Origin of the sequence: Eikenella sp. NML03-A-027, assembly GCF_001648395.1 — a bacterium.
In the GTDB taxonomy this organism is placed as follows: domain Bacteria; phylum Pseudomonadota; class Gammaproteobacteria; order Burkholderiales; family Neisseriaceae; genus Eikenella; species Eikenella exigua.
The window spans coordinates 195,340-216,811 of record NZ_LXSM01000016.1 but is presented as its reverse complement, the minus strand read 5'-3'; the positions used below and the strand labels follow the sequence as shown (position 1 = coordinate 216,811).

Annotated in this window: 15 protein-coding genes and 6 tRNA genes; 11 read left to right on the top strand and 10 right to left on the bottom strand. The window is 56.3% G+C overall.

All coding sequences use genetic code 11. The features are described 5' to 3' along the window. Window positions 1-81 precede the first annotated feature (81 nt). Window positions 82-837 carry a transferrin-binding protein-like solute binding protein gene (locus tag A7P96_RS06500; RefSeq protein WP_167508173.1) on the bottom strand — a complete coding sequence of 252 codons (756 nt, stop codon included), beginning with the start codon at window positions 835-837 and terminating at the stop codon, window positions 82-84. Window positions 838-1,348: 511 nt separating this feature from the next. Between A7P96_RS06500 and A7P96_RS06495 the strand changes: the two genes are divergently transcribed. Beyond that, entirely contained in the window at window positions 1,349-2,737 is a 1,389-nt protein-coding gene (locus A7P96_RS06495; protein WP_231863650.1) for a porin family protein, read from the top strand. Between the two features lie 193 nt (window positions 2,738-2,930). Here A7P96_RS06495 and A7P96_RS06490 read toward each other — a convergent pair whose 3' ends face one another. After that, entirely contained in the window at window positions 2,931-3,845 is a 915-nt protein-coding gene (locus A7P96_RS06490) for a hypothetical protein (protein ID WP_067525688.1), read from the bottom strand. A gap of 241 nt (window positions 3,846-4,086) precedes the next feature. Between A7P96_RS06490 and mpl the strand changes: the two genes are divergently transcribed. From mpl to A7P96_RS06475, 3 genes are all read left to right on the top strand, one after another. After that, complete coding sequence (mpl, locus tag A7P96_RS06485) at window positions 4,087-5,466, top strand: UDP-N-acetylmuramate:L-alanyl-gamma-D-glutamyl-meso-diaminopimelate ligase (RefSeq protein ID WP_067525686.1); 1,380 nt, start codon at window positions 4,087-4,089, stop codon at window positions 5,464-5,466. Window positions 5,467-5,565: 99 nt separating this feature from the next. Then, window positions 5,566-6,675, top strand: coding sequence for a class I SAM-dependent methyltransferase (locus A7P96_RS06480; RefSeq protein ID WP_067526343.1), 1,110 nt, complete (start codon window positions 5,566-5,568; stop codon window positions 6,673-6,675). A 235-nt stretch (window positions 6,676-6,910) separates the two neighbouring features. Further along, window positions 6,911-7,162: a BolA family protein gene (locus A7P96_RS06475; RefSeq protein WP_067525684.1), complete on the top strand. Its 252-nt coding sequence runs from the start codon at window positions 6,911-6,913 to the stop codon at window positions 7,160-7,162. Between the two features lie 309 nt (window positions 7,163-7,471). Here the strand turns inward: A7P96_RS06475 and A7P96_RS06470 are convergent. The 7 genes from A7P96_RS06470 to recB all read right to left on the bottom strand — a co-directional run bounded on the left by A7P96_RS06470 (window position 7,472) and on the right by recB (window position 11,962). Beyond that, a tRNA-Leu gene (locus A7P96_RS06470) sits at window positions 7,472-7,562 on the bottom strand. Between the two features lie 27 nt (window positions 7,563-7,589). Then, window positions 7,590-7,667, bottom strand: a tRNA-Cys gene (locus tag A7P96_RS10785). 81 nt (window positions 7,668-7,748) lie between these two features. Beyond that, window positions 7,749-7,822, bottom strand: a tRNA-Cys gene (locus tag A7P96_RS06465). Between the two features lie 43 nt (window positions 7,823-7,865). Beyond that, window positions 7,866-7,941 (bottom strand) — tRNA-Gly (locus A7P96_RS06460). A gap of 31 nt (window positions 7,942-7,972) precedes the next feature. Further along, window positions 7,973-8,048, bottom strand: a tRNA-Gly gene (locus A7P96_RS06455). 24 nt (window positions 8,049-8,072) lie between these two features. Further along, window positions 8,073-8,148, bottom strand: a tRNA-Gly gene (locus tag A7P96_RS06450). A 151-nt stretch (window positions 8,149-8,299) separates the two neighbouring features. Further along, the gene (recB, locus tag A7P96_RS06445) at window positions 8,300-11,962 is read right to left on the bottom strand and encodes an exodeoxyribonuclease V subunit beta (RefSeq protein ID WP_067525683.1); all 3,663 of its coding nucleotides are present in this window, start codon (window positions 11,960-11,962) and stop codon (window positions 8,300-8,302) included. A gap of 448 nt (window positions 11,963-12,410) precedes the next feature. On the opposite strand from recB, the gene A7P96_RS06440 reads away from it, so the two are divergent. The 3 genes from A7P96_RS06440 (at window position 12,411) to A7P96_RS06430 (ending at window position 16,451) form a co-directional block, all read left to right on the top strand. Continuing rightward, on the top strand, window positions 12,411-13,661 hold the full coding sequence (locus A7P96_RS06440) for an NAD(P)/FAD-dependent oxidoreductase (protein ID WP_067525681.1): 1,251 nt from the start codon (window positions 12,411-12,413) through the stop codon (window positions 13,659-13,661). Between the two features lie 185 nt (window positions 13,662-13,846). Next, the gene (gene yegQ / locus A7P96_RS06435) at window positions 13,847-15,202 is read left to right on the top strand and encodes a tRNA 5-hydroxyuridine modification protein YegQ (RefSeq protein ID WP_067525679.1); all 1,356 of its coding nucleotides are present in this window, start codon (window positions 13,847-13,849) and stop codon (window positions 15,200-15,202) included. A 64-nt stretch (window positions 15,203-15,266) separates the two neighbouring features. Then, window positions 15,267-16,451 (top strand): sugar transporter, encoded by a 1,185-nt coding sequence (locus tag A7P96_RS06430; RefSeq protein ID WP_067525677.1) that lies wholly within the window; start codon window positions 15,267-15,269, stop codon window positions 16,449-16,451. A gap of 174 nt (window positions 16,452-16,625) precedes the next feature. Here A7P96_RS06430 and msrAB read toward each other — a convergent pair whose 3' ends face one another. Beyond that, window positions 16,626-18,227 (bottom strand): bifunctional peptide-methionine (S)-S-oxide reductase MsrA/peptide-methionine (R)-S-oxide reductase MsrB, encoded by a 1,602-nt coding sequence (gene msrAB / locus A7P96_RS06425; protein ID WP_231863649.1) that lies wholly within the window; start codon window positions 18,225-18,227, stop codon window positions 16,626-16,628. A gap of 312 nt (window positions 18,228-18,539) precedes the next feature. Here msrAB and A7P96_RS06420 point away from each other — a divergent pair, with 312 nt between their 5' ends. From A7P96_RS06420 to A7P96_RS06405, 4 genes are all read left to right on the top strand, one after another. Further along, window positions 18,540-18,812: a YbeD family protein gene (locus A7P96_RS06420; RefSeq protein WP_067438640.1), complete on the top strand. Its 273-nt coding sequence runs from the start codon at window positions 18,540-18,542 to the stop codon at window positions 18,810-18,812. Beyond that, window positions 18,812-19,435, top strand: coding sequence for a lipoyl(octanoyl) transferase LipB (gene lipB, locus A7P96_RS06415; protein ID WP_067525673.1), 624 nt, complete (start codon window positions 18,812-18,814; stop codon window positions 19,433-19,435). The genes A7P96_RS06420 and lipB overlap by 1 nt, the downstream gene beginning before the upstream one ends. A gap of 60 nt (window positions 19,436-19,495) precedes the next feature. Next, window positions 19,496-20,494, top strand: a complete 999-nt coding sequence (gene lipA / locus A7P96_RS06410) for a lipoyl synthase (protein ID WP_067438633.1) — start codon at window positions 19,496-19,498, stop codon at window positions 20,492-20,494. Between the two features lie 360 nt (window positions 20,495-20,854). Next, the gene (locus A7P96_RS06405; RefSeq protein ID WP_369799148.1) at window positions 20,855-21,460 is read left to right on the top strand and encodes a TIGR00730 family Rossman fold protein; all 606 of its coding nucleotides are present in this window, start codon (window positions 20,855-20,857) and stop codon (window positions 21,458-21,460) included. Window positions 21,461-21,472: the final 12 nt, after the last annotated feature.

Genomic DNA, 21,472 nt, shown 5'->3' with positions numbered 1-21,472 from the left:
AATTTCATTAATTAGCCAAATATATTGCAGGGTGTGCGCCAAATTGACACATACCCTGCAAAAGGCTACCTGAAAATTAAATTAAGGAGTAAGCGGGGTTAAATCATTTGAAGTGGAGTTTTCATCACGGTAACTGCGCTGTGGTACTGAACCGCCGAATACGCTGTTGAGACTTTGGTTGCTACCGAAAGTGATTTTCCCACCAATTTCGGTACCCGCTGGCCCATAATATCCTTTTTTGCCGAACAGGCCGCCACTTACTTGCCCATCAACGCCACCGGAGGTAACGCTGCCGCTGAAAGTATTGCCACTGAGAGTAACATCGCGGAAATTAATATCCGCGCCGAAATCCGCATTGCCTTTGATGGTGCCGCCCACTTTGCCGGTGTTGAAGTTAACAGTCAGCAAGGAACGTTTGCTTGCGTCTGCTGGATTGTATGTGGAAGCCGTTACCGAGCCATCTTTCACACGGAATGCCCATACTTCATAAGTGGCTTTACCAGTAGGCGCAGTAGCACCGTTGCGTTTCTGCATATCAGCCACTGGCGCAGCAATACCGCCGGCAAACATATCGATTTGCCCATTGCCGATCCAAACACCGTAGCGAGTGGCAGTCAAATAGCCGGCGGGCAGGTTGGAATCGAAGCCCTCGCAGCAAACCAATAATTTATTGCCTTCCGGGGTGGATTGAGGGGTAATTTTGGTGGGTTGTGTTTTGTCGGGAACAAAACGGCCTGAAAAGTTTGGCGGGTTGGTAAACCCATCAAAAGCGTAATCTTTACCATCAGGTGCGCGATAGATAAACTTGTCGGTCGGGAAAGATTGACCAAACATCATCTGATTCCACGACACATAACGCAGTTGGCCGCTGCCCGTTTGGAAAACGGTAGGGGTATCGCCACTGGTCGCCGGGCCGAGAATTTTGCTGGGATCAGCCGGCATGAGCGGAGGCACAGGTGCAGTGCCATCGGGAATGGTTACCCCGCCGTTACCCGCACACCCTGCCAACGCAGCAGCCACAAACAAAGATAAAATTAGGTGTTTCATAGTTACTTAATAAGTCCTGCCTTTGTTAAAAATAATGGTAATATATCTCATTTTTGTAGATAAGGAAACTGTTTTGTTTGCATGAAATGTCCAAACTTAACGAAACCATATCTATCATATTCTCATTATTTTCAATAGATTATTTGTATATATGCAGATGAAAACGAGTGTGTTTCTGATTATTTCTACGTTGTGTGTTGCGCAACACAGCTGGGGAGACACCACGCCAGAACAGGATCAGAAACGTTTTTTACAAACAGGGCAGCAGCAATGGCTGCGGCAGTTGGAAAATAATGTGCAAATGCCTGCAGTAACAGATGGGCAGCAAGCTGCGCCAGTGCTCACACAGCAGGATTTGCTAGCACGGCCACAATTATTGGCGCATATGTTAGTGCAGGTGTTAAACAGCCCACCACAGCCGGAATTGCTGGCGGATTTGACTTCGCTGTATGCGCAAATACCGCAGCCAGACACAGTGTTGCTGCGTCGTGCGCAAGGCATGCAGGCAAAATATACGGGCGATTACGCGCGCGCGGTGCAAATTTACCGGAAATTGGTGGCAGAAGAGCCGCAGGATGTACGCATCCGCCTGGATTTGGCGGCGATGCTGGCAGAAGATAAGCAATGGCACGAATCGGCGCAGCTATTTGAAACAGTGCAGAACAAGCCGGAAGTGCCGGCGGAGGTGCAGAATAATGTGCAACATTATCTGAACCATATCACCAAACAGCAGCAATGGCAGTGGAGCGGTGGGCTTTCCCCTTCATTTGATAACAATGTGAACAACGCGGCGCTGCCGCATTGCAGCCCGTTCGGCTGCAGCCGAGAGCGCGCAGAAGATGCAGTGGGCATAGCCTACAGCCTGGGCTTGACAAAAAACCAGGCATTGGCCGGGCATCACAACCTGCGCGTGCAGCTGGATGTGAGCGGCACCAATTATTACTGGAGCAACAAGTCGGCCTACGACAGCGCCTACGGCCGCTTGGGCACGGGCTGGCTCTGGCAAGATGCGCGGCAGCGGCTGTTGGTGATGCCGTTTTACCAATTCCAGCTTAGCGGCACAGACAATTGGGAAAACCGCAAACCACAAAACAACCACACGCTGAAAATGTACATGTGGGCGCACGCTTCCGGACTGCGCACGGAATACAGCCACCTGCTCACCCCGCGCTGGCAGCTTCATACCGCATTGGATGCCTATCGCCAGTATTACCGAATGAGCGAAAAAGCAGAAATGTATAACGGTTGGTATTTGGGGGAAAGCATTTCCCTGGCCTGGCGCGCCACATCGCGCAACACGCTGTATGCCGGGCTGAATTTCAACCAGATGCTGCCAGAACAGTCCACCCTGCGCGGCAAACCGAACAATGCCGCCTACCACCGCCACGGCATCGGCGCAGGCTGGATTCACGATTGGGATGCTCTAGGCGGCCTCTCCACCCGGCTTAACGTCTCCTTCGCCGAACGCCTTTTCCGCGGCACCGCGCTAAATATCACTCCGCAAGGCTTCCCGCCCGAACAACGCCGCGACCGCGAGATCCAATACTCTGCTTCACTGTGGCACAGAAACTGGACCATCCTAGGCCTAACCCCGAAGTTGAATTTCTCTTGGCAGCGCATCCGCAGCAGCCATGTGTGGGCAGAACGTAAAAGCCAGCAAGTATTTGTAGAATTGGAAAAGCAGTTTTAACGTGAGGCTACCTGAAAGCGAAGCAGAGCGGATACCCGTATCCGACAAAACTTGGGATGCCCTCGCCTACTGCTATTATGGCCGCAATGTCAGAGATGTCTGATTCAGAAATCCGATCTATGCTTAGTAGCTCACAACCATTTATGTACATTAAAACAAAAGGCTATCTGATTATTCAGGTAGCCTTTCCTCATCATTCCCCCGACGGCGCAGCATAATATTCCCGTTCCCGCCGCATCTGTTCACGGCGCAGTGGGGCAAGCAAGGTTTTGAGCAGCGCGCCGATCGGCACCACGGTGAGAATCATCCCCAGCAGAAACACGATATACACACACAATACCAGCCGCCTTAAGAGCGGCGATACGTGCCCGGCGGCCATCACCAGTTTGCCCCACACCAAAAAGCTTCGGTGCCCCACGCGCTCGCTGACCATCAGTTTTTCGTTTATCTTCACCGCGCCCATGTGTTGCAGCAGCGTTTCGTCTAATGTTTCATCGTGCTGCAAAGCTTCTGCGGTGCGCTGCCCGAAACGCGCCGCATCGGCGATTTCTGCTTCGCTGATGCCCGCAGGGGGCAGCCACGATACCGCCTGCCGTTTGCCGGTAAACATCCACAGCGGCGTGGTGATGAAGCTCGCCGCGCTGCCGCATTGGTCGATTTTCACCACATTGCCCACCAGCCGCGCGCCCGCACCGGCCAGCAGCCGCTTCATTTTCTCCTGCGCCATCAGCCACATATTGCGGCAGCCGATGAGCGTGATTACCGGCGTGTCATGCAACACGCGCCGCGCGGCCTCGCTTTGCAGAAACGCCGTAACCGGCTGCGCGGGCGACAAAAACCACACGCTGTAGGCAATCACCACCAAATCATAGCGCTCATGCGCCAGCTTCGGCGGCTCGATGGGCGCGGGCTGCAAATGCACGGTTTCGGGAAAAGCATCAAAAAACGGCAGGAAACGCCACGGAAACGCAAACGACTGCTGCGGCCGCAGCACCACATCGTCCACCTCGATTCCTTCCGCACCGCGCACATCGCTCAGGAAACTCTCCTTCAGGCGCGCCAACTGCCCGCTCTGCGAATACGACACCACCAACACACGTTTGCTCATGCTTTATCCGGCTGCAAATTTAAAAACGGCGCGATTCTAAGTTTTAGCGGTTTTATTGTCAAATCAAAGGGTTTATCCGAAAGGCTACCTGAAACCGCATCATCAATATTTTCAGCCGCGCCCGAGCCGCCGCCCGCAGGCAGCCTTTTGTTCCGCCGAAAGCCGGCCAAGCATCAAATGCCCGCTGTCGCGCCAATCCGTTATAATTCCGCCTTTCCATTTCCAGATAAGGCTTTCGGCTATGCAACACATCCACATTATCGGCATCGGCGGCACATTCATGGGCGGGCTGGCCGCCATCGCCCAGGAAGCGGGTTTCAAAGTGAGCGGCTGCGACGCCAAAATGTATCCGCCGATGAGCACGCAGCTGGCCGATTTGGGCATTGCCGTGCACGAAGGCTTCGATGCCGAACAGCTGAACAAATTTCCCGCCGACGTGTATGTGGTCGGCAATGTGGCCAAGCGCGGCATGCCGGTGATCGAGGCTATTTTGAATCGCGGCCTGCCTTATGTGTCCGGCCCGCAATGGCTGGCCGAAAACGTGCTGCACGGCCGCTGGGTGCTCGGCGTGGCCGGTACGCACGGCAAAACCACCACCGCCTCCATGCTGGCCTGGGTGTTGGAATACGCCGGCCTGGCTCCCGGCTTCCTCATCGGCGGCATCCCGCAAAACTTCGGCATTTCCGCCCGCCTGCCGCAGGCGCCCAAAGCCGACCCGGCCAGCCGTTCGCCATTTTTCGTGATTGAAGCCGACGAATACGACACCGCCTTCTTCGACAAGCGCAGTAAATTCGTGCACTACCGCCCGCGCACCGCCATTCTGAACAACCTCGAATACGACCACGCCGACATTTTCCCCAACCTCGCCGCCATCCAAACCCAGTTCCACCACCTGGTGCGCACCATCCCGGGCAACGGCCTGATTGTGTGCAACGGCCGCAAAGAGAGCCTGCAAACCGTGTTGGCGCAAGGCTGCTGGACGCCGGTGGAAAACTTCGGCAGCGCAGAAGGCTGGCAGGCTGGTGAACCAGACGAGAACGGCGCATTCGATGTGCTGCACCACGGCCAAACCGTCGGCCGCATCGGCTGGCAGCTGTTGGGCGAACACAACTGTCTCAACGCGCTGGCCGTGATCGCCGCTGCACGCCATGCTGGCGTGAGTATTCAGGTAGCCTGCGAAGCGCTTTCGCAATTCCAAAACGTGAAGCGGCGCATGGAAGTGAAAGGCTGCGTGCGTGGCATCACCGTGTATGACGACTTTGCCCACCACCCCACCGCCATTGCTACCACCGTGGCCGGCCTACGGCAGAAAGTGGGCAGCGCGCGCATCATCGCCGTGCTCGAACCGCGCTCCAACACCATGAAGCTCGGCAGCATGAAGGCTGCCCTGCCAGAAAGCCTGGCCGAAGCCGACCAAGTGTTCTGCTACGGCGGCGGCGTGGAATGGGATGTGGCCGCCGCCCTCGCCCCGCTCGGCAGCAAACTGCATACCGGCAACGATTTCGACGCCTTCGTGCAAAGCATCCTGAGCAACGCCCGAAGCGGCGACCACATCCTCGTGATGAGCAACGGTGGCTTCGGCGGGATCCATCAGAAGTTGCTGGATGGCTTGGCAGAGTAGGTGTGAGGCCAGTAGAAAGCTGAAAATACATTAGTAAAATTTCAGGTAGCCTCTTCCTTGCACAAAGGCTACCTGAAACCCAAACCAAGCGAACCCACTATGCCCCATATCTTCACTTGGCAAGAACAAGGCCAGACCCGCCAAGCCAAATGGCGCAACACCGCCGCGCAGAAGCCGCCTACCGCGCTCACCGTAGCTGAAGCAGGCCTTTCTGCCAAAGCCGCGCTCAAAAGCCTCCGCCAAAGCCAAGCCCTGCTTTGGCGCGGCGATTATCATCAGGCCGTGCAGCTGCTCTCCGCCATTAAACGCCAACTGCCGCCCGCCACCTCGCCCGATTTCCACACCCACCGCATGCAGCAGGCCCAACGCAGCCGGTTGGCCAACATGCTGCTAGTGGAAATCGATGCTGGCTATCAGCTGAACCTGCGGCGCGCTCCCGATGTATCCGCCACCCTAGCCGACGTGTTCGGCGAACCGAACAGCGAGCCATTCCTGCTGCCGCTCAACCTGCTGCTCGGATTCACCGGTGCCCACCAATGGCACAAAAAAGGCGTAGAAATTGCCGCGCTTGGTGCGCGTATCCATGTGCCATTTGGCGTGTTCTCCCCCTTGCGTGGTGAATATCTCAGCCTTATCGCCACAGCTCCCTTGCCGCCCCACGCTCAAAGTGCTTTCGACATCGGCACCGGCAGCGGCGTAATTGCCGCCCTGCTCGCCCGGCGCGGTCTCCAAGCGATTACCGCCACCGACAACAGCCCGCGCGCCGTCGCCTGTGCTAGTGCCAATTTCCAACGCCTCGGCCTGTCCCAAATCAAGCTTCTGCAAACCGACCTTTTCCCCGAAGGCCGCGCCGACCTGATCGTTTGCAACCCGCCCTGGTTGCCCGCCAAACCCGCCGCCGATATCGAAACCGCCCTCTACGACCCCGGCAGTGCCATGCTGCAAGCCTTTTTGCAACACGCCCCTGCCCACCTCAATCCCGGCGGCCAAATCTGGCTCATCATGTCCGACCTTGCCGAACACCTCGGCCTGCGCCGACCGAATGAATTGGCCGAACGTATCGCCGCCGCCGGCCTCACCGTCAGCCAACGCCTCGACACTCGACCGCAACACCCCAAAAGCCGCGATGCCGCCAACCCCCTTGCCGTTGCTCGGCTACGCGAAACCGTGAGCCTGTATGTTTTACAGCCCGCCACAGAGGCTACCTGAAGCTTGGGCTGCAACGAAAGCGAAAACGCAATAAAGCGAGAGCACGGCTTCCGCTAAATCGCCGCCCGCACGGGCTGTTTTTCAAACCGCATCAAAGTTTCAGGTAGCCCGTTACGCGACACAGGCTACCTGAAACTTTTTAAGTGCCTCCCAACACAAACAAAGCGCACCCTAACAGTTTACGGTAGAATACGCCCCTCACACAAACCTCTTAAGAAATCAAAAGGAATCCCACATGCTCACTCCCGAACAAGTCCAAGCCATGATTGGCGAAATCATCAACGCCGAAATGATTCAAGTGGAAGGCGACGGCCATCATTTTTTCGCTGCCATCGTGTCTACCGATTTTGAAGGCAAACCCCGCCTTGCCCGTCACCGCCTGATCAAAGATGGCCTCGCCGACCGGCTGGCCAGCAACGAACTGCATGCCCTTTCCATCTCCGTAGCCGCCACTCCCGCCGAATGGGCAGCCAAAAACGGGCAGTAATATAGCGCACATTATTAAGCAACCGCCGGCCTGAAATAATCAGGCTGGCGGTTTTGCTGACAAAACTCCTGCAGAAAAATGAGAAGGATCCACCCGCATACTTGCCAAATACACAACTATAAGCAAATTAACTTTAAACCAGTACCACGTCGGCTTACCTTGCCATATTACTCGTACAAGGTTGCCAGCCGCAGACAACACAGAACTATAGCAAGACGAATTAACTCTGTATGAAGTGAAGTACTTAGCAATATATACTTAAGCAGATATTAATTAGACAAAATAAAAGAACCGCCGAAAAGCGGTTTGTGGTGCCCGAGACCGGAATCGAACCGGTACGCTCGTATTAAGGAGCGACGGATTTTAAGTCCGTTGTGTCTACCAATTCCACCACTCGGGCCGGGCTGCGGCTGGCAGCCTGGATGATTGGAGGCGGGGGCGCGGATTTTAACCGGCCTATGCGAGGGTTGCACCCCACGCAGCATAAACACTCTGCCACCCCGCCATGCTGATTGATGTATGGTTAATTTAAACCAATACCGCGATGGCTATTTGCTGCCTGCGGCTTACATTCACTATGGTATTTTGGAGGCGGGAGTCGGAATCGAACCGGCGTACACGGCTTTGCAGGCCGCTGCATAACCACTTTGCTATCCCGCCAAATTAGCTTTTGGCCGACTGTATCGGCCAAATTGCTAAAACTTGGAGCGGGAAACGAGTCTCGAACTCGCGACCTCAACCTTGGCAAGGTTGCGCTCTACCAACTGAGCTATTCCCGCATAGCACCCGAACCAACAACTAAGTGGATAGTGGAGCGGGAAACGAGTCTCGAACTCGCGACCTCAACCTTGGCAAGGTTGCGCTCTACCAACTGAGCTATTCCCGCTTGGGATTCGGATGATTGAAAACTTGGAGCGGGAAACGAGTCTCGAACTCGCGACCTCAACCTTGGCAAGGTTGCGCTCTACCAACTGAGCTATTCCCGCTTGGGCGTTTTCCGGCTGCGCCATACTTACGAAAACGGCATATTATAGGTAGATTTGACAAATAGTCAACATCCATTCTGGAAAACTTGGCTAAGGATTGTTATTTATGCTGATTTTTCTGCCACGCCTTTCCCCGTCGGCACGGCTGCGACTATTCGAGCCATTCTTGCAGGGTGGAAACAGGGATGTCCCAGCACCACAGGCCTTCTTGGCCGTGCGGATTCAGGCCGCGCACAAACAGGTAGCGCACATGGATGTATTCGGGCAGGGCATGGCGTTGTTTCAGGTAGCGTGCGGTGGCTACGGCGTAAATCAGCGCCTGCAGGTAATAATGGTGTTCGCTCACCGCCGCACTCATGGCGGCTTGGCCGTAATCTGCCAAATGATTGCCCAAGTGGTTGAATTTGTGGTCGATTACGCATACCCTGCTATTTTCGTCTGCCGCAATTAGGTCGATGAAACCATTGAGGAAACCGTTTACGGTATGGAAATCCAGCTGCAGCAGGTGGGTGGCGGCATTTTCAGGTAGCCCGATGTCGGGACGGGCAAACCAACGGCGCAGGCGTTGCAAACCGAAATCGTGCAGGTGTAGCACGAAGCCCATTTCCGCCACGCGGCAGGCAGCGGTAATATCGGCCAGCTGCATATTTTCTGCCAATGGCACACGGCGCACAGCTTCCACCATTTCCAACACCGCCGGCAGCCATTGTTCGGCCTCGAAGCCGTGTTTGGCCAAGATATCGGCATAGGATGCCGCTTGTTCGGCGGCGGGGCAAACGAAATCGGTTTTTTCCAAAATACTGTGCAGGCAGATGCCGGGGGTGGTGCCGGCGGGGAAGGCTAGCAGAGCGGTTTCGGCTTCGTTTGGCCACAAGTCGCCCTGCCCATTTGGCTGAACTGCATTTTGACCGTTGGAACGCAACTCGTCGCTTGCACCTTCAGGTAACCTTTCGGTTTCAGCAGCGGGGGTCTCATCAGCCAGCAGTTTTTCAGGTAGCCACTCTTCGGCAGCTAGAGTTTGACGGCTCAGGCCGGTAAAGCTGGTATGGCGGATAAATTGCAGCGGCCGTTCTGGCAGCACGAGGGCACGATAACTGCCCTGCTGTTCGTCGCGGGCGTGGTAGCGGGCTTCTGGCGGCTCGTCTTCCAGCCATTGCAACTGGCCAGGCGCGGCGCCTTGGATGCGTTTGAGCCAAGCTTGGCGCAGTGCTTCTGCTCGATCTTGGCCTTTCAGGCTATCCCAGCGGCTGCGGATGGCATGACAATCGTCTTCGCCTGTTTCGGCCAAGAGGTAAGCAAAGGTGTTTTCCGGAGTGTTGCTGCAAGGGGCGGCATAGAGCATGAGCTGCTCACGGGCACGAGTGAGCGCGACATACAGCAGGCGCAGGCGTTCGCCGAGGTCTTCGGCAAACAGCTGCCGCTCATCTTCTTTGCCCAGCTGGGCTTTGGCCAACAACAAGTTGCGGCCGTTACTTTGGCTGATGAGATTCCAGTCTTTCACCAATTGGTCGCTGGCATCCCACACGAAAGGGCAAAACACCAGCGGGTATTCCAGCCCTTTGGCAGCGTGCATGGTAACGATTTTTACCAAGTCTTCATCGCTTTCCAGCCGCAGCTGGTATTCTGTGTTTTTTTTGTTTTTTTCAACGTTTTGCAACTGTGTTTCCAGCCATTGCGCCAATGCGGAAGGCGTGACGCATTCGTCGGCGGCCAACGCCAAGATTTCGGCTAGCTGCCAGAAATTGGTGAAGCTGCGCTCGTTGCGGGTGTGCAGAAGGTACTGCTCGAGGCCGCTTTGGCAGGCGAAGCGGGTGAGCGCAGTGTAGATGCCGTGCTGCTGCCAGGTTTCGGCGGCGGTTTCGGCCAGGGTGATCCACTCGGCCAGGCGGTTTTCGTTGCCGTTCAATTCGGCTAGGTCTTGCGCGGTGTAGCCATAGAAAATGCCGCCGAGCACGAAGCGCAGGTATTCGGTTTGCTGCGGTGCCAGCCAGAACAGCAACAGTGCGTGCAGGGCTTCGGCCTCGGGCGTGTCGAACACCGATTGCTGTTGCAGCAATACGCTGCGCACACCCCGGCGCTTGAGCGCGCGCGCGACTAGGGCGGCTTCACTGTGGGTGCGAACCAATACGGCTACCTGGCCCGGATGCAGCGGCATGTTTTCGCCGCCGTGTTTGCCGCCGATAGAAAGGCTACCTGAAAGCGCCTGATTAAGCCGTGCGGCAATTTCGCGGGCGCAATAATCGGCACAGAGCTCGCGCAAAGAATCTTTATTCGGCAACTTCCCTTCGCTTTCGCCAGCCGGATTGATCCAGCGCACGGCCACGGCGGCTTCGGGCGCAGGGCTGAGCAGGCTCTCGGCGCGGGCAGCCTGCACATTGGGATAGGCAATCTGCGGCAGCACGAAGGGGCGGCTGCGGGCAGCAAACAGATGGCCGATGCCGTTTACCAAATTGCGGTGGCTGCGGTAGTTGGTGTGCAGGGTATAGCTTTGCTCGGGGGCGGTATCGGCGGCGGCGGCGAGGTAGGCATGGATGTCGGCACCGCGAAAGCCGTAGATGGCCTGCTTGGGGTCACCCACCAAAAATACGGGCACGCCTTGGCGGATAAAGGCGGTGTGGAAAATGGCATATTGCAGCGGGTCGGTGTCTTGGAATTCGTCGATGAGCGCCACGCGCCATTTGGCCGCCAGGGCTTGGGCGAGCGCTTCCGCCTGCTCGGGATGTTCGGGGTTGGACAGGGCGGCATGCACATCGAGCAGCAAGTCGTCGTAGTCGCGGCGCGGGCTGCGGCGCTTGTCTTCGGCCAAACGGGTTTTCAGGTAGCCCAAACATTCAAGTTTGAGGCGGATGGCGGCTTCCTGCTCGGCCTCGCTAATTTCGGCCAGGCGGTGGCCGAGAACGGCCAAGGGCTGCAGGGCGGCGATGTCGGCTTCTTCAATATGCTGGTTTTTCCGGATTTTGCCGCGCAGGGCGTTGTCTTCAAAACACAGCAGCTTGTCCGGCCTGGAAAGCACGGGCTGCTCCAAGCCTTCTTGTACGGCTTGCCGGAGCTCGGTAAACAGGGTGTCGATAGAGGCATTGAATGTGCCGCCGTGAAGCTGCGGCTTGATGCGGCGGTACACGGCTTCGATTTCCTCCGCATTCCGTTGCAGCTTCTGCCAAGCGGCGTGGAGGCCTTTCTGTATTTGCGGCAGACGGTTTTCAGGTAGCCTGTAGTCCAAAAAGGTGCGTTTGAGGCTACCTGAAAATTCGGCCAGCACGGAGGCGGGGGTGATGCCGAAGCGGGCAGCGATGCGCGCGTTTTGTGGGTGGTCGGCCACGTGTTCGCGCCAGAAATCCTGCGCGGCCACCAGGCGGGCGGCGGTATCAGCGGGGCCGGTTTCCAGCTCAAAGGGCACGCCGCACAAAAAGGCGTAGTCGCCCAGCACGCGCAGACAGAAGCCGTGGATGGTGTAGATGGCGGCGGTGTCGAAGTCGGAAAGGGCGGCCTGCAGCTGCAGGATGAGTTTACTGCGCTCTTGTTTGGTCAATGCTTCGGCCAGCAGGTGTTGCAGAAATTCATCGGCCGGCGTTTCCCCGCTTTGCAGAGCAGCCAGGGCTTCGCCCAGCTGAGCGCGCAGGCGATTTTTCAGCTCAGCGGTGGCAGCATCGGTGAAGGTAACCACCAGTATGTTTTCCGGCGCCCAGCCTTCAAGCACCACCAAGCGGGTAAATAGCGCGGCAATATTGTAAGTTTTACCCGTGCCGGCGGAAGCCTCGACAAGGTGGGTGCCCTGCGGCGGCAGCGACAGTTGTGCAACGTGGAAATCCTGCATGGCGGGGTCCTTGGAGTTTCAGGTAACCTGGATAACGGGCAATATTGTACGGCCTTCTTGGAACAGTAGAGGATTAAATTTGTCTCCGACATCGGGCTGCGAGCCGCCAACTGCAACTAAGGCACAGCAAGGCGGGCTCACACCACAGCGGAAGCGAAGTTAATCCGCTAATTTGAAAACCAATACGGCTTGGCAGGCTAATTGCTTTCAGGTAGCCTATAGGCCTATTGCTTACTGGGCAACACAGCTCTAGCAGGCAGGAGTGGTGCCGTATTGCTCACGGCGGTTGGTTTCAGACAATTTTTATCTAATTCATTTATAATCAAACCAATTTCTAAGCCATTTAAGCCTTGCCGCCGTGCGTGGGGTGTGCCGACAAAGCAGATGCAAATGAATAATCTTGCCAACGCCCGCAGAGTCGGGCGGAAACGAATAATAAAGGGAAAACATGATTCAGCATTACGACGTCGTCATCATCGGTGCCGGCCCCTCGGGGGCGGTGGCGGCCGCTTTGTTGAACAAGCGGGGATTTAATGTTTGCGTGGTGGAAAAGCAGCATTTCCCACGTTTCGTTATCGGCGAGAGCCTACTGCCGTACTGCATAGAGCTGCTGCATGAGGCCGGTTTCCTGCTCGCCGTGCAAGCCGGCTTCGGCTTTCAATATAAAAACGGCTTTGCCTTATCTTGGGGCGAACACAACACCAGCTTTAAATTCACCGACAAATTCTCCCCCGGCCCTTCTACTGCATTTAATGTAGAGCGTACCCGTTTCGACAAAATCTTGATTGACGAAGCCATCAAGCAGGGCGTAACTGTGCAGTTCGGCTCCACGGTAAAGGCCTTCGACAACCACGGTGATTTCGCCAAACTGGTGGTGCAACAGGAAGGTGGCGACCCTTATGTGCTGGGTGCGCGCTTCGTGCTGGACGCCAGCGGCTACCATCGTGTACTGCCGCGCATGCTCAGTTGGGACATCCCCTCCGACCTGCCCTTACGCCACGTGCACTTCACCCACATCGACGATCACATCACCGACCCAGCCTTCGACCGCAACAAAAACCTGGTGTGCATCCACCCCGAACACCGCGACATTTGGCTGTGGCTGATTCCCTTTTCCAACGGCCGCTCCTCCATCGGTGTAGTAGGACTGCCTGAAAAACTTGGGCTGGAAAGTTCCACCGTTATCCTGAAGAAATTCGCCCTGGAAGTGCCAATCTTGCGCCGCATTTTGAAAAACACGCAATGGGATAACGACTTCCCGTTCATCTACCTGCCTGGCTATTCCGCTAGCGTAAAATCGCTCTACGGTCGCCACTTCGCCCTTTTGGGTAACGCCGCCGAATTTCTCGACCCGGTATTCTCCTCCGGCGTAACCATCGCCACCCACTCGGCCAAACTCGCCGCCGATTTGGTGGCCCGCCAGCTGAACGGTCAGCAGGTAAACTGGCAAAACGAATTCGCCCGCCCGCTAATGTCCGGCGTAAACGTGTTCCGGCACTATGTGGATGCCTGGTATTCCGGTACGCTGCAAGACATGATTTTCAGCAGCCAACGCACACCGGAAACCGACCGCATGCTCAGCGCCGTGTTTGCCGGCTACGTGTGGGACCAAAACAACCCCTATGTGCACGACGCACAACTCTTCACCTCGCAGATTTGGGAGCCCGCGCCCAAGCACGACTCAGCCGAAACCGGTTAGTCGCTATTTTGCGCTATAATCCGTTTGACTACTGCTTCTGTGGAAGCCGATGTTTTTCAGGTAGCCTACTTAAAGAGGCTACCTGAAAATCTTTAGAGGCTACCTGAAAGTAATGTCTTGGCGTAGCCAAAGCTGATCTTCCGCGAAGCAAAAATCTTTATTATTCCAATTACATATTTATCATCATGAAATCTCCCGAACTCCTTCTCCCCGCCGGCGGTCCCGAGCGCATGCGTACCGCCTTCGATTACGGCGCCGATGCCGTGTATGCCGGCAGCCCGCGCTATTCCCTGCGCGCCCGCAACAACGAATTCGCCAAGCTCGACGTATTGCAAGCCGGCATTGCCGAAGCCCACTCACACGGTAAAAAGTTCTACCTCACCGTCAACACCCTGCCACACAACAGCAAGCTCAAAACCTTTGTGGCCGATATGGAGCCGCTGGTTGCCATGAAGCCCGACGCGCTGATTATGGCCGACCCCGGTCTGATTATGGTTACCCGCGAACGCTGGCCCAATATGCCCGTCCACCTCTCTGTGCAGGCCAACACCACCAACTACTGGGGCGTGAAATTCTGGCAGCGCATCGGCGTGGAACGCATTATTTTGTCGCGCGAATTGAGCATGGAAGAAATTGCCGAAATCCGCCAAGAGTCCCCCGATGTTGAGCTCGAAGTATTCGTGCACGGCGCACTCTGCATCGCCTACTCCGGCCGCTGCCTGCTCTCCGGCTACTTCAACCACCGCGACCCCAACCAAGGCACCTGCACCAACTCCTGCCGCTGGGACTATAAAGTCCACCCTGCCGAAATCGACGAAATGGGCGACGCCCGCCTGCTGCAAGGCTTTGATTTCAACAAAGCCCAAGAAGAAGCCAACGCCGCCTTCGAAGGCATCAACGGCCAAGTGCGCCACCCCGCCGCCAACAAAATCTTCCTCATCGAAGAGAGCAACCGCCCCGGCGAAATGATGCCGATTATGGAAGACGAACACGGCACCTACATCATGAATTCCAAAGACTTGCGCGCCGTAGAACAAGTGGCCGAGCTCGCCCGCATCGGCGTGGACAGCCTGAAAGTGGAAGGCCGTACCAAATCCGTGTACTACGTCGCCCGTGTGGCTCAGGCCTACCGCAAAGCCATCGACGACGCCGTAGCCGGCCGCCCCTTCGACTACAGCCTGCTGGCCGAACTCGAAGGCCTTGCCAACCGCGGCTACACCTCCGGCTTCCTTGAGCGTCACCAAACACAAGACTACCAAAACTACCTCACCGGCCATTCCGTGGCCAAACAGAGCCAATACGTCGGCCGCGTTACCGAAATCGACGCCGAAGGCTGGGCCACCGTGGAAGTGAAAAACCGCTTCGCCGTGGGCGACACGCTGGAAATCATTCACCCGCAAGGCAACCAAACCATCGTGCTGCAAGCCATGAAGCGTAGGGGCGAAGCGGCGGAAGTTGCCCCCGGCAACGGCATTCAGGTGCAGATTCCGAATATGGTGGGCAGGGATAAGGCACTGATTGCAAGAATATTGAACCCTTAAACCGCCTGCTGGATCAGGGTTTAAAGGCTACCTGAAAACATTACTTCGCTTTCCATATACGCCCATGCTCAAACATCACCCCCATGCCCCCATCCTACTGGCCTATCTGCGCGTGTTTGCGATTTCGGTGGCGGCCTTTGTGGTATGCACCACCGAATTCATCCCCATCGCCATGCTCACCGATATTGGCAAGGGCTTCAATATGTCTGCCGCCGACACGGGTATCATGATTACCGTGTATGCCTGGGTAGTATCGCTGGCTTCGTTGCCGTTGATGCTGCTGGTAGCCAACGCGGAACGGCGCAGGCTGCTGCTTGCGCTGTTTGCCGTGTTTGTGGCCGGGCACGGGCTTTCCGCTGTGGCGTGGAGCTTTCCCGTGCTCTTGGCTTCGCGCGTGCTGATTGCCTTTACCCACGCGCTGTTTTGGGCCATCACCGCTTCACTAGTGATGCGTCTGGCACCAGTGGGCAGGCGGCAGCAAACTTTGGGTTGGCTCTCATTGGGCACATCTATGGCCACGGTGTTGGGTTTGCCGTTGGGGCGGCTGGTGGGGCAGTGGCTGGGCTGGCGGTTTACCTTCGCGCTGATTGGCATGTTGGCCTTGGGCGTGATGGTGCTGTTGGCCAAAATCCTGCCGCGCCTGGAAAGCAAAAACGCGGGTTCGCTCAAAAGCTTGCCGCTGTTGGCCAAACGCCCTCACCTACTAGGAATGTATGCGATGGCAGTGCTGATTGTGAGCGCGCATTTCACGGCCTATAGCTACATCGAGCCTTATGTGCTGGAAATCACCCATATGCCGCCGGATACGGCCACAGCGCTGCTGCTGGTATTCGGCCTGTCGGGCATGATGGCGAGCTGGCTGTATTCGCGCTTCTATCCAAAACACCCGAATCCCACTCTACTCAGCTCGGCAGCCTTGCTGCTGGTTTCATTACTGCTGTTGAGACCTTTAGGCGGCAGCATGGCAGCCATGTTTGCACTCTCGCTGGTTTGGGGAACTGGCATCGGGGTATTGGGCTTGAGCATGGTTGCCCATGTGATCCGCTACGCTCCGGATGCCACCGATGTGGCCAATGCGATTTACTCTGGCAGCTACAACATCGGCATCGGCGGCGGCGCGCTCTTGGGCGGCATCATCTCGCGCCACTGGGGGCTGGGTACGCTAGGCTGGGTGGGCACCGCCCTAGCCGCTGCCGCTCTAGCAGTATTTGCGTGGACGCAGCTTGGCTTTAAAATAAAACAGACTTGAGATGGATACACTGAGTATTTAAGAGGCTAACTGAAGATAAACAACCAAACGGCTACCTGCCATACAAAAGGCTACCTGAAAACTTCCTATCCCTTTTCAGGTAGCCTATCCGCTATCTATACAAAACAAAGGCTACCTGAACCTTCAGGTAGCCTTTTCTGCATTTATCCACACTTAATGCAAATCTTTCAGGTAGCTGCCGTAGCCCTGCTGCTGCATTTGGTTTTCGGGGATGAAGCGCAGGCTGGCACCGTTGATGCAGTAGCGCAGGCCGCCGCGGTCTTTTGGGCCGTCGGGGAAGACGTGGCCGAGGTGGGAGTGGGCAGCGCTGCTGCGCACTTCGGTGCGGTGCATATGGTAGCTGTAGTCGTCGTGTTTGGTGATGGCATCAGGACTGATGGGACGGGTGAAGCTGGGCCAGCCACAGTGGGAGTTGAATTTGTCGCGGCTGCTAAACAGAGGCTGACCGCTAACAATATCAACATACAGGCCGGGCTCGAACAGGTCATCATACTGGTGACTGAAGGCACGTTCAGTGTCACCTTTTTGGGTAACGCGGTATTGCTCGTCGGTGAGAGTACGGCGCAGGGTGGCGTCGTCTGGCTTGCGGTAGGTGGCAGGGTTGAAGCCTTTGGCGGGGGCAGGGCTGCTTCCCTCGGCAGGGTCAAGCGGCTTGTCAGCGAGGCCGATGTCGATATGGCAGTAGCCGTTGGGGTTTTTGGCGAGGTAGTCTTGGTGATAGGCCTCGGCAGGATAGAAGTGTTGCAAGGGCAAGGCTTCCACTACGATGGGACGGCGATGTTTACGCTGTTCGGCAGCCAGGGCGGCGCGTACGGTCTTAGCTTCGGCAGGGTCGGTGTAGTAGATACCGGTGCGGTATTGGCGGCCTCGGTCGTTACCTTGCTGATTGAGCGAGGTGGGGTCGATAACGCGGAAGTAGTAGCGTAGAAGGTCTGCCAGGCTGATGCGCTCGGGGTCGTAATCCACCTTCACGGTTTCAGCGTGGCCGCTGCCGCGGATTACATCTTCATAGCTGGGGTTGGCAGTTTGACCGTTAGCGTAGCCGGATACGGCATCCACCACGCCAGGCAGGCGCTGCATATAGGCTTCTACACCCCAGAAGCAACCACCGGCAAGGTAGATGGTTTTGGTCTGTGCGGTGCGGCTGCTGCCGTCGGCGGCGGTGTAGTGCTGCTGTACGGGCACGGCGGCGAGGTCGGCATTAGGGTTATCGAGTAAGGCGAGGGCTTGTTCATGCTGCAAACTACCTTTGTGCACGCGCAAGATTTCTCCGTCGGCAGAGAGTAATACCCAGCTAGGATACACACCAACACCGGCGGCTTTGGCTAGGCTGCCGTCGTCGAGGGCTACCTGAAGGCCGGGGTAGTCTAGCTTAGCAAACCATTCTTTAAATTCGGCTTCTGGCTTTTCGCCGAGGAAGCCAGGCGAGGCAATGGTAATCAGGTTAGCACGGGCATTTTCGCCGGAAAACTCGGCAGATTGCTGCCATTCGGCAGTAGTTTGTAACTCGCTCAAACACAAGGGGCACCAGCTGGCCCAGAATTTAACCAATGTGGGGCGGTTACTTTTGAGTAGGGTTTGTACGGGCTGACCGCCGGGAGTGTGCAAGGAAACGAGGCGTTGAGCAAAGGCGGGGTTACTGGGCATGGCATGGGCTCCAGGTTTGGCTTGGGCGATGAATTTGGGGGCAAAAAAGCCGAGGATGAGAACGGCTGGAATGATAGCGGCTAAGAGTAGCAATATTTTGCGTAGCATAGTTTGAGCTTTCGAAAAAGTGGAAGACATAGCTTAGACGGAACAGGCAGCGGTTTTCTGACACACTATAGCGGTTCCCCTTTCGGAATGAAACAAAGTAGCGAACCAATCCCGTATCATTCTTAATTTAAGGCAGACATAAAAAACAGGCATTTAATCTTTTCAGGTAGCCTTTATCTGGCGCCAAAGGCTACCTGAAACCCTATTTCCGCCACACCGCGGCGTGTTGTTCAAGCCATCGGTTTTCCAGTAAAATGCCGCCTTGATTATACCGCGCCGCCACTCCGAACGGCGGCCGTTTGAAAGGCCACCATGAGCGAAACCAACCAAGAAACCCTGCTGGAATTCCCCTGCCGCTTCTCCATCAAAATCATGGGCGCCAAACATCCCGAATTTGCTGTGCAGATATTGGAAACCGTGCGCCTGCACGCGCCAGACACCGCCGAACACGATATGCGCCACCGCGAAAGTAGTCACGGCAACTATCAGGGCATAACCGTTACCATAAACGCCCACAGCAAGTCGCAGCTCGATAATATTTACCTAGCACTCACCTCACACCCCTTGGTGAAAGTGGTGCTGTGATGAAAGTCATCCAGCTTGGCTTGGCCGAATACAGCCCGATTTTCCACGCCATGAAAGCCTTCACCGATGCCCGCAGCGAGCGCACGAAAGACGAGCTTTGGGTGGTGGAACATCCGCCCGTGTTCACTCAAGGCATGGCCGGCAAAGCCGAGCATCTCTTGGCACGCAGCAACATCCCTGTGGTGCAGATCGACCGTGGCGGCCAAATTACCTACCACGGCCCCGGCCAGCTGGTGGTATATACCCTAATCGACTTCAAACGCCGCAAAATCAGCGTGCGCGACTTGGTAAGCCGTTTGGAAAACAGCATCATCGCCACCCTGGCTGAATACGGCATCTTCGCCGCAGCCGACCCGAAACGTCCCGGCGTGTATGTGGAAGGCAAAAAAATCGCCTCCCTCGGCCTGCGCATTAAACGCGGCGCGGTGTATCACGGCTTGGCATTAAACGTAAATATGGACTTAAGCCCCTTCCGCCAAATCAACCCCTGCGGCTACACCGAGCTGGAAATGACTCAAATCGCCGACTTGGTGCAGCCCGTCCCCTCCGTGGCCGACGTGGCCGCCAAACTGACCAACCATTTGCAGCAGCAGTTGAGGCTACCTGAAAAACAGGCCGACTGACCACCCGCCAGCTACCTGAAAAGTACACACCACATTGAAAACACAGCAAAGGAACAAGCCATGGCCACAGAAAACCCCGCCAAACAAGACAACAGCCGCGGCGTAAAACACAAAGGTGCGGCCAAAGTTGCCCGTATCCCGATTAAGGTTGTGCCGCTGGAGCAGAAACTGAAAAAACCAGAATGGATTCGCGCTCAGCTGCCCACCGGCAAGAAGTTCTTTGAAATCAAAAATATCCTGCGCGATCAGAAAATGCACACCGTGTGCGAAGAAGCCAGCTGCCCCAATATCGGCGAATGCTTCAGCCGCGGCACCGCCACCTTCATGATTATGGGTGATATCTGCACTCGCCGCTGCCCCTTCTGCGATGTCGGCCACGGCCGCCCCAACGCGCTCGATACCGAAGAGCCGCAACATCTCGCCTCCAGCGTGGCCGCCATGAATTTGCGCTACGTTGTTATCACCTCGGTAGACCGTGACGATTTGCGCGATGGCGGTGCCCAGCACTTTGCCGACTGCATCACTGCCATCCGCGAGCGCAGCCCCAATACTAAAATCGAAATCCTCGTACCCGATTTCCGCGGCCGCATGGATATTGCCCTCGAAATTCTGGCCAAAACCCCGCCCGATGTGATGAACCACAACCTAGAAACCCACCCGCGCCTCTACAAACAGGCCCGCCCCGGCGCCAACTACCAGCATTCGCTCGAGCTGCTGCGCCGCTATAAAGAAATGATGCCGCACATCCCCACCAAATCCGGCATCATGGTAGGCTTGGGCGAAACCGACGATGAAGTGCGCGAAATCATGCGCGATATGCGTGCCAACAACATCGAAATGATCACTGTGGGGCAATACCTGCAGCCCAGCAACAGCCACCTGCCCGTATTGCGCTACGTTACCCCCGAAATGTTCAAGCAGTTCGAACATGAAGCCTACGCCATAGGTTTTACCAACGCTGCTATCGGTGCCATGGTGCGCTCCAGCTACCACGCCGACGCACAAGCGGCCGAAGCCATGGCCTCGGCCGGTGGTGGCGGCTGCCACCACGGGCATTAACGATACACGCCAAACAGGCTGCCGATTACTTCGGCAGCCTGTTTTTTTTGCACCATACAAGTTTCAGGCTACCTGAAAACATCAGTCCCACTAAAGCCAAAGGCTACCTGAAAAGCTGTTGTAGCATTTTCAGGTAGCCTTTGCCCGTCCTACCCTCCGGCTTGTGCGCAAAAATTCCTATTTCGCTATAATTCGCCCTTTCACCTTTACCGGCTAATTGCCGAAACCACTACCCTTCAAGAGGATGAGGCCTGCACCAAGCCGCCGAATATAGATGCAGTTTAAGGCGTGCACATGCAACCCAGAAATGTGCCGCAAGCATTATTTGGCTAAGGCCTCGGGCTACCTGAAAGAATAAATATGAATGCTATGAACAACATCGTCGTCTATTGTGGCTCCAACCTCGGCGAAGACCCGAGCTACAGCCAAGCCGCCCGCGAGCTGGGGCGTGCTATTGCCGAACGCGGCAGCCGGCTGGTGTACGGCGGTGGTGGCATCGGCCTGATGGGCGAAGTGGCTTCTGCCGCCCTGGCTGCCGGCGGTAAAGTAACCGGCATCATCCCCACCTTCCTGCGCCACGAAGAAATGGCTCATGGCCGCCTCACCGAGCTCATCATCACCGACAATATGGCCGATCGGCGCACCAAAATGATTGAACAGGCCGACGCCTTCATCGCCTTGCCCGGCGGACTGGGCACCTACGAAGAGCTGTTTGAAGTGCTCTCTGCCGCCCAACTCAAGCTGCACAGCAAACCCATCGGCCTGCTCAATATCAACGGCTTTTTCGATCCCATTACCACCCTGTTGCAGCACACCGCCAACCAAGGTTTCATGCCCACCGCCAATACCGGCCTAGTATGTGTGGACAGTGGCATCTCTGCCCTGCTGGATAAAATGGCTGCCTACCGCTTCCAAGATGCACCCAAATGGCAATGCCCCGCTTGGCAGCAGGCAGAGGCTACCTGAAAATATGGCCAA

What these genes read in the sequence shown, in the direction of transcription:
- A7P96_RS06500 (WP_167508173.1), bottom strand. Translation starts at nt 837, where the DNA reads ATGATGTTTGGTCAATCTTTCCCGACCGACAAGTTTATCTATCGCGCA.
- A7P96_RS06495 (WP_231863650.1), top strand. Translation starts at nt 1,349, where the DNA reads ATGCCTGCAGTAACAGATGGGCAGCAAGCTGCGCCAGTGCTCACACAG.
- A7P96_RS06490 (WP_067525688.1), bottom strand. Translation starts at nt 3,845, where the DNA reads ATGAGCAAACGTGTGTTGGTGGTGTCGTATTCGCAGAGCGGGCAGTTG.
- mpl (WP_067525686.1), top strand. Translation starts at nt 4,087, where the DNA reads ATGCAACACATCCACATTATCGGCATCGGCGGCACATTCATGGGCGGG.
- A7P96_RS06480 (WP_067526343.1), top strand. Translation starts at nt 5,566, where the DNA reads ATGCCCCATATCTTCACTTGGCAAGAACAAGGCCAGACCCGCCAAGCC.
- A7P96_RS06475 (WP_067525684.1), top strand. Translation starts at nt 6,911, where the DNA reads ATGCTCACTCCCGAACAAGTCCAAGCCATGATTGGCGAAATCATCAAC.
- recB (WP_067525683.1), bottom strand. Translation starts at nt 11,962, where the DNA reads ATGCAGGATTTCCACGTTGCACAACTGTCGCTGCCGCCGCAGGGCACC.
- A7P96_RS06440 (WP_067525681.1), top strand. Translation starts at nt 12,411, where the DNA reads ATGATTCAGCATTACGACGTCGTCATCATCGGTGCCGGCCCCTCGGGG.
- yegQ (WP_067525679.1), top strand. Translation starts at nt 13,847, where the DNA reads ATGAAATCTCCCGAACTCCTTCTCCCCGCCGGCGGTCCCGAGCGCATG.
- A7P96_RS06430 (WP_067525677.1), top strand. Translation starts at nt 15,267, where the DNA reads ATGCTCAAACATCACCCCCATGCCCCCATCCTACTGGCCTATCTGCGC.
- msrAB (WP_231863649.1), bottom strand. Translation starts at nt 18,227, where the DNA reads ATGCTACGCAAAATATTGCTACTCTTAGCCGCTATCATTCCAGCCGTT.
- A7P96_RS06420 (WP_067438640.1), top strand. Translation starts at nt 18,540, where the DNA reads ATGAGCGAAACCAACCAAGAAACCCTGCTGGAATTCCCCTGCCGCTTC.
- lipB (WP_067525673.1), top strand. Translation starts at nt 18,812, where the DNA reads ATGAAAGTCATCCAGCTTGGCTTGGCCGAATACAGCCCGATTTTCCAC.
- lipA (WP_067438633.1), top strand. Translation starts at nt 19,496, where the DNA reads ATGGCCACAGAAAACCCCGCCAAACAAGACAACAGCCGCGGCGTAAAA.
- A7P96_RS06405 (WP_369799148.1), top strand. Translation starts at nt 20,855, where the DNA reads ATGAATGCTATGAACAACATCGTCGTCTATTGTGGCTCCAACCTCGGC.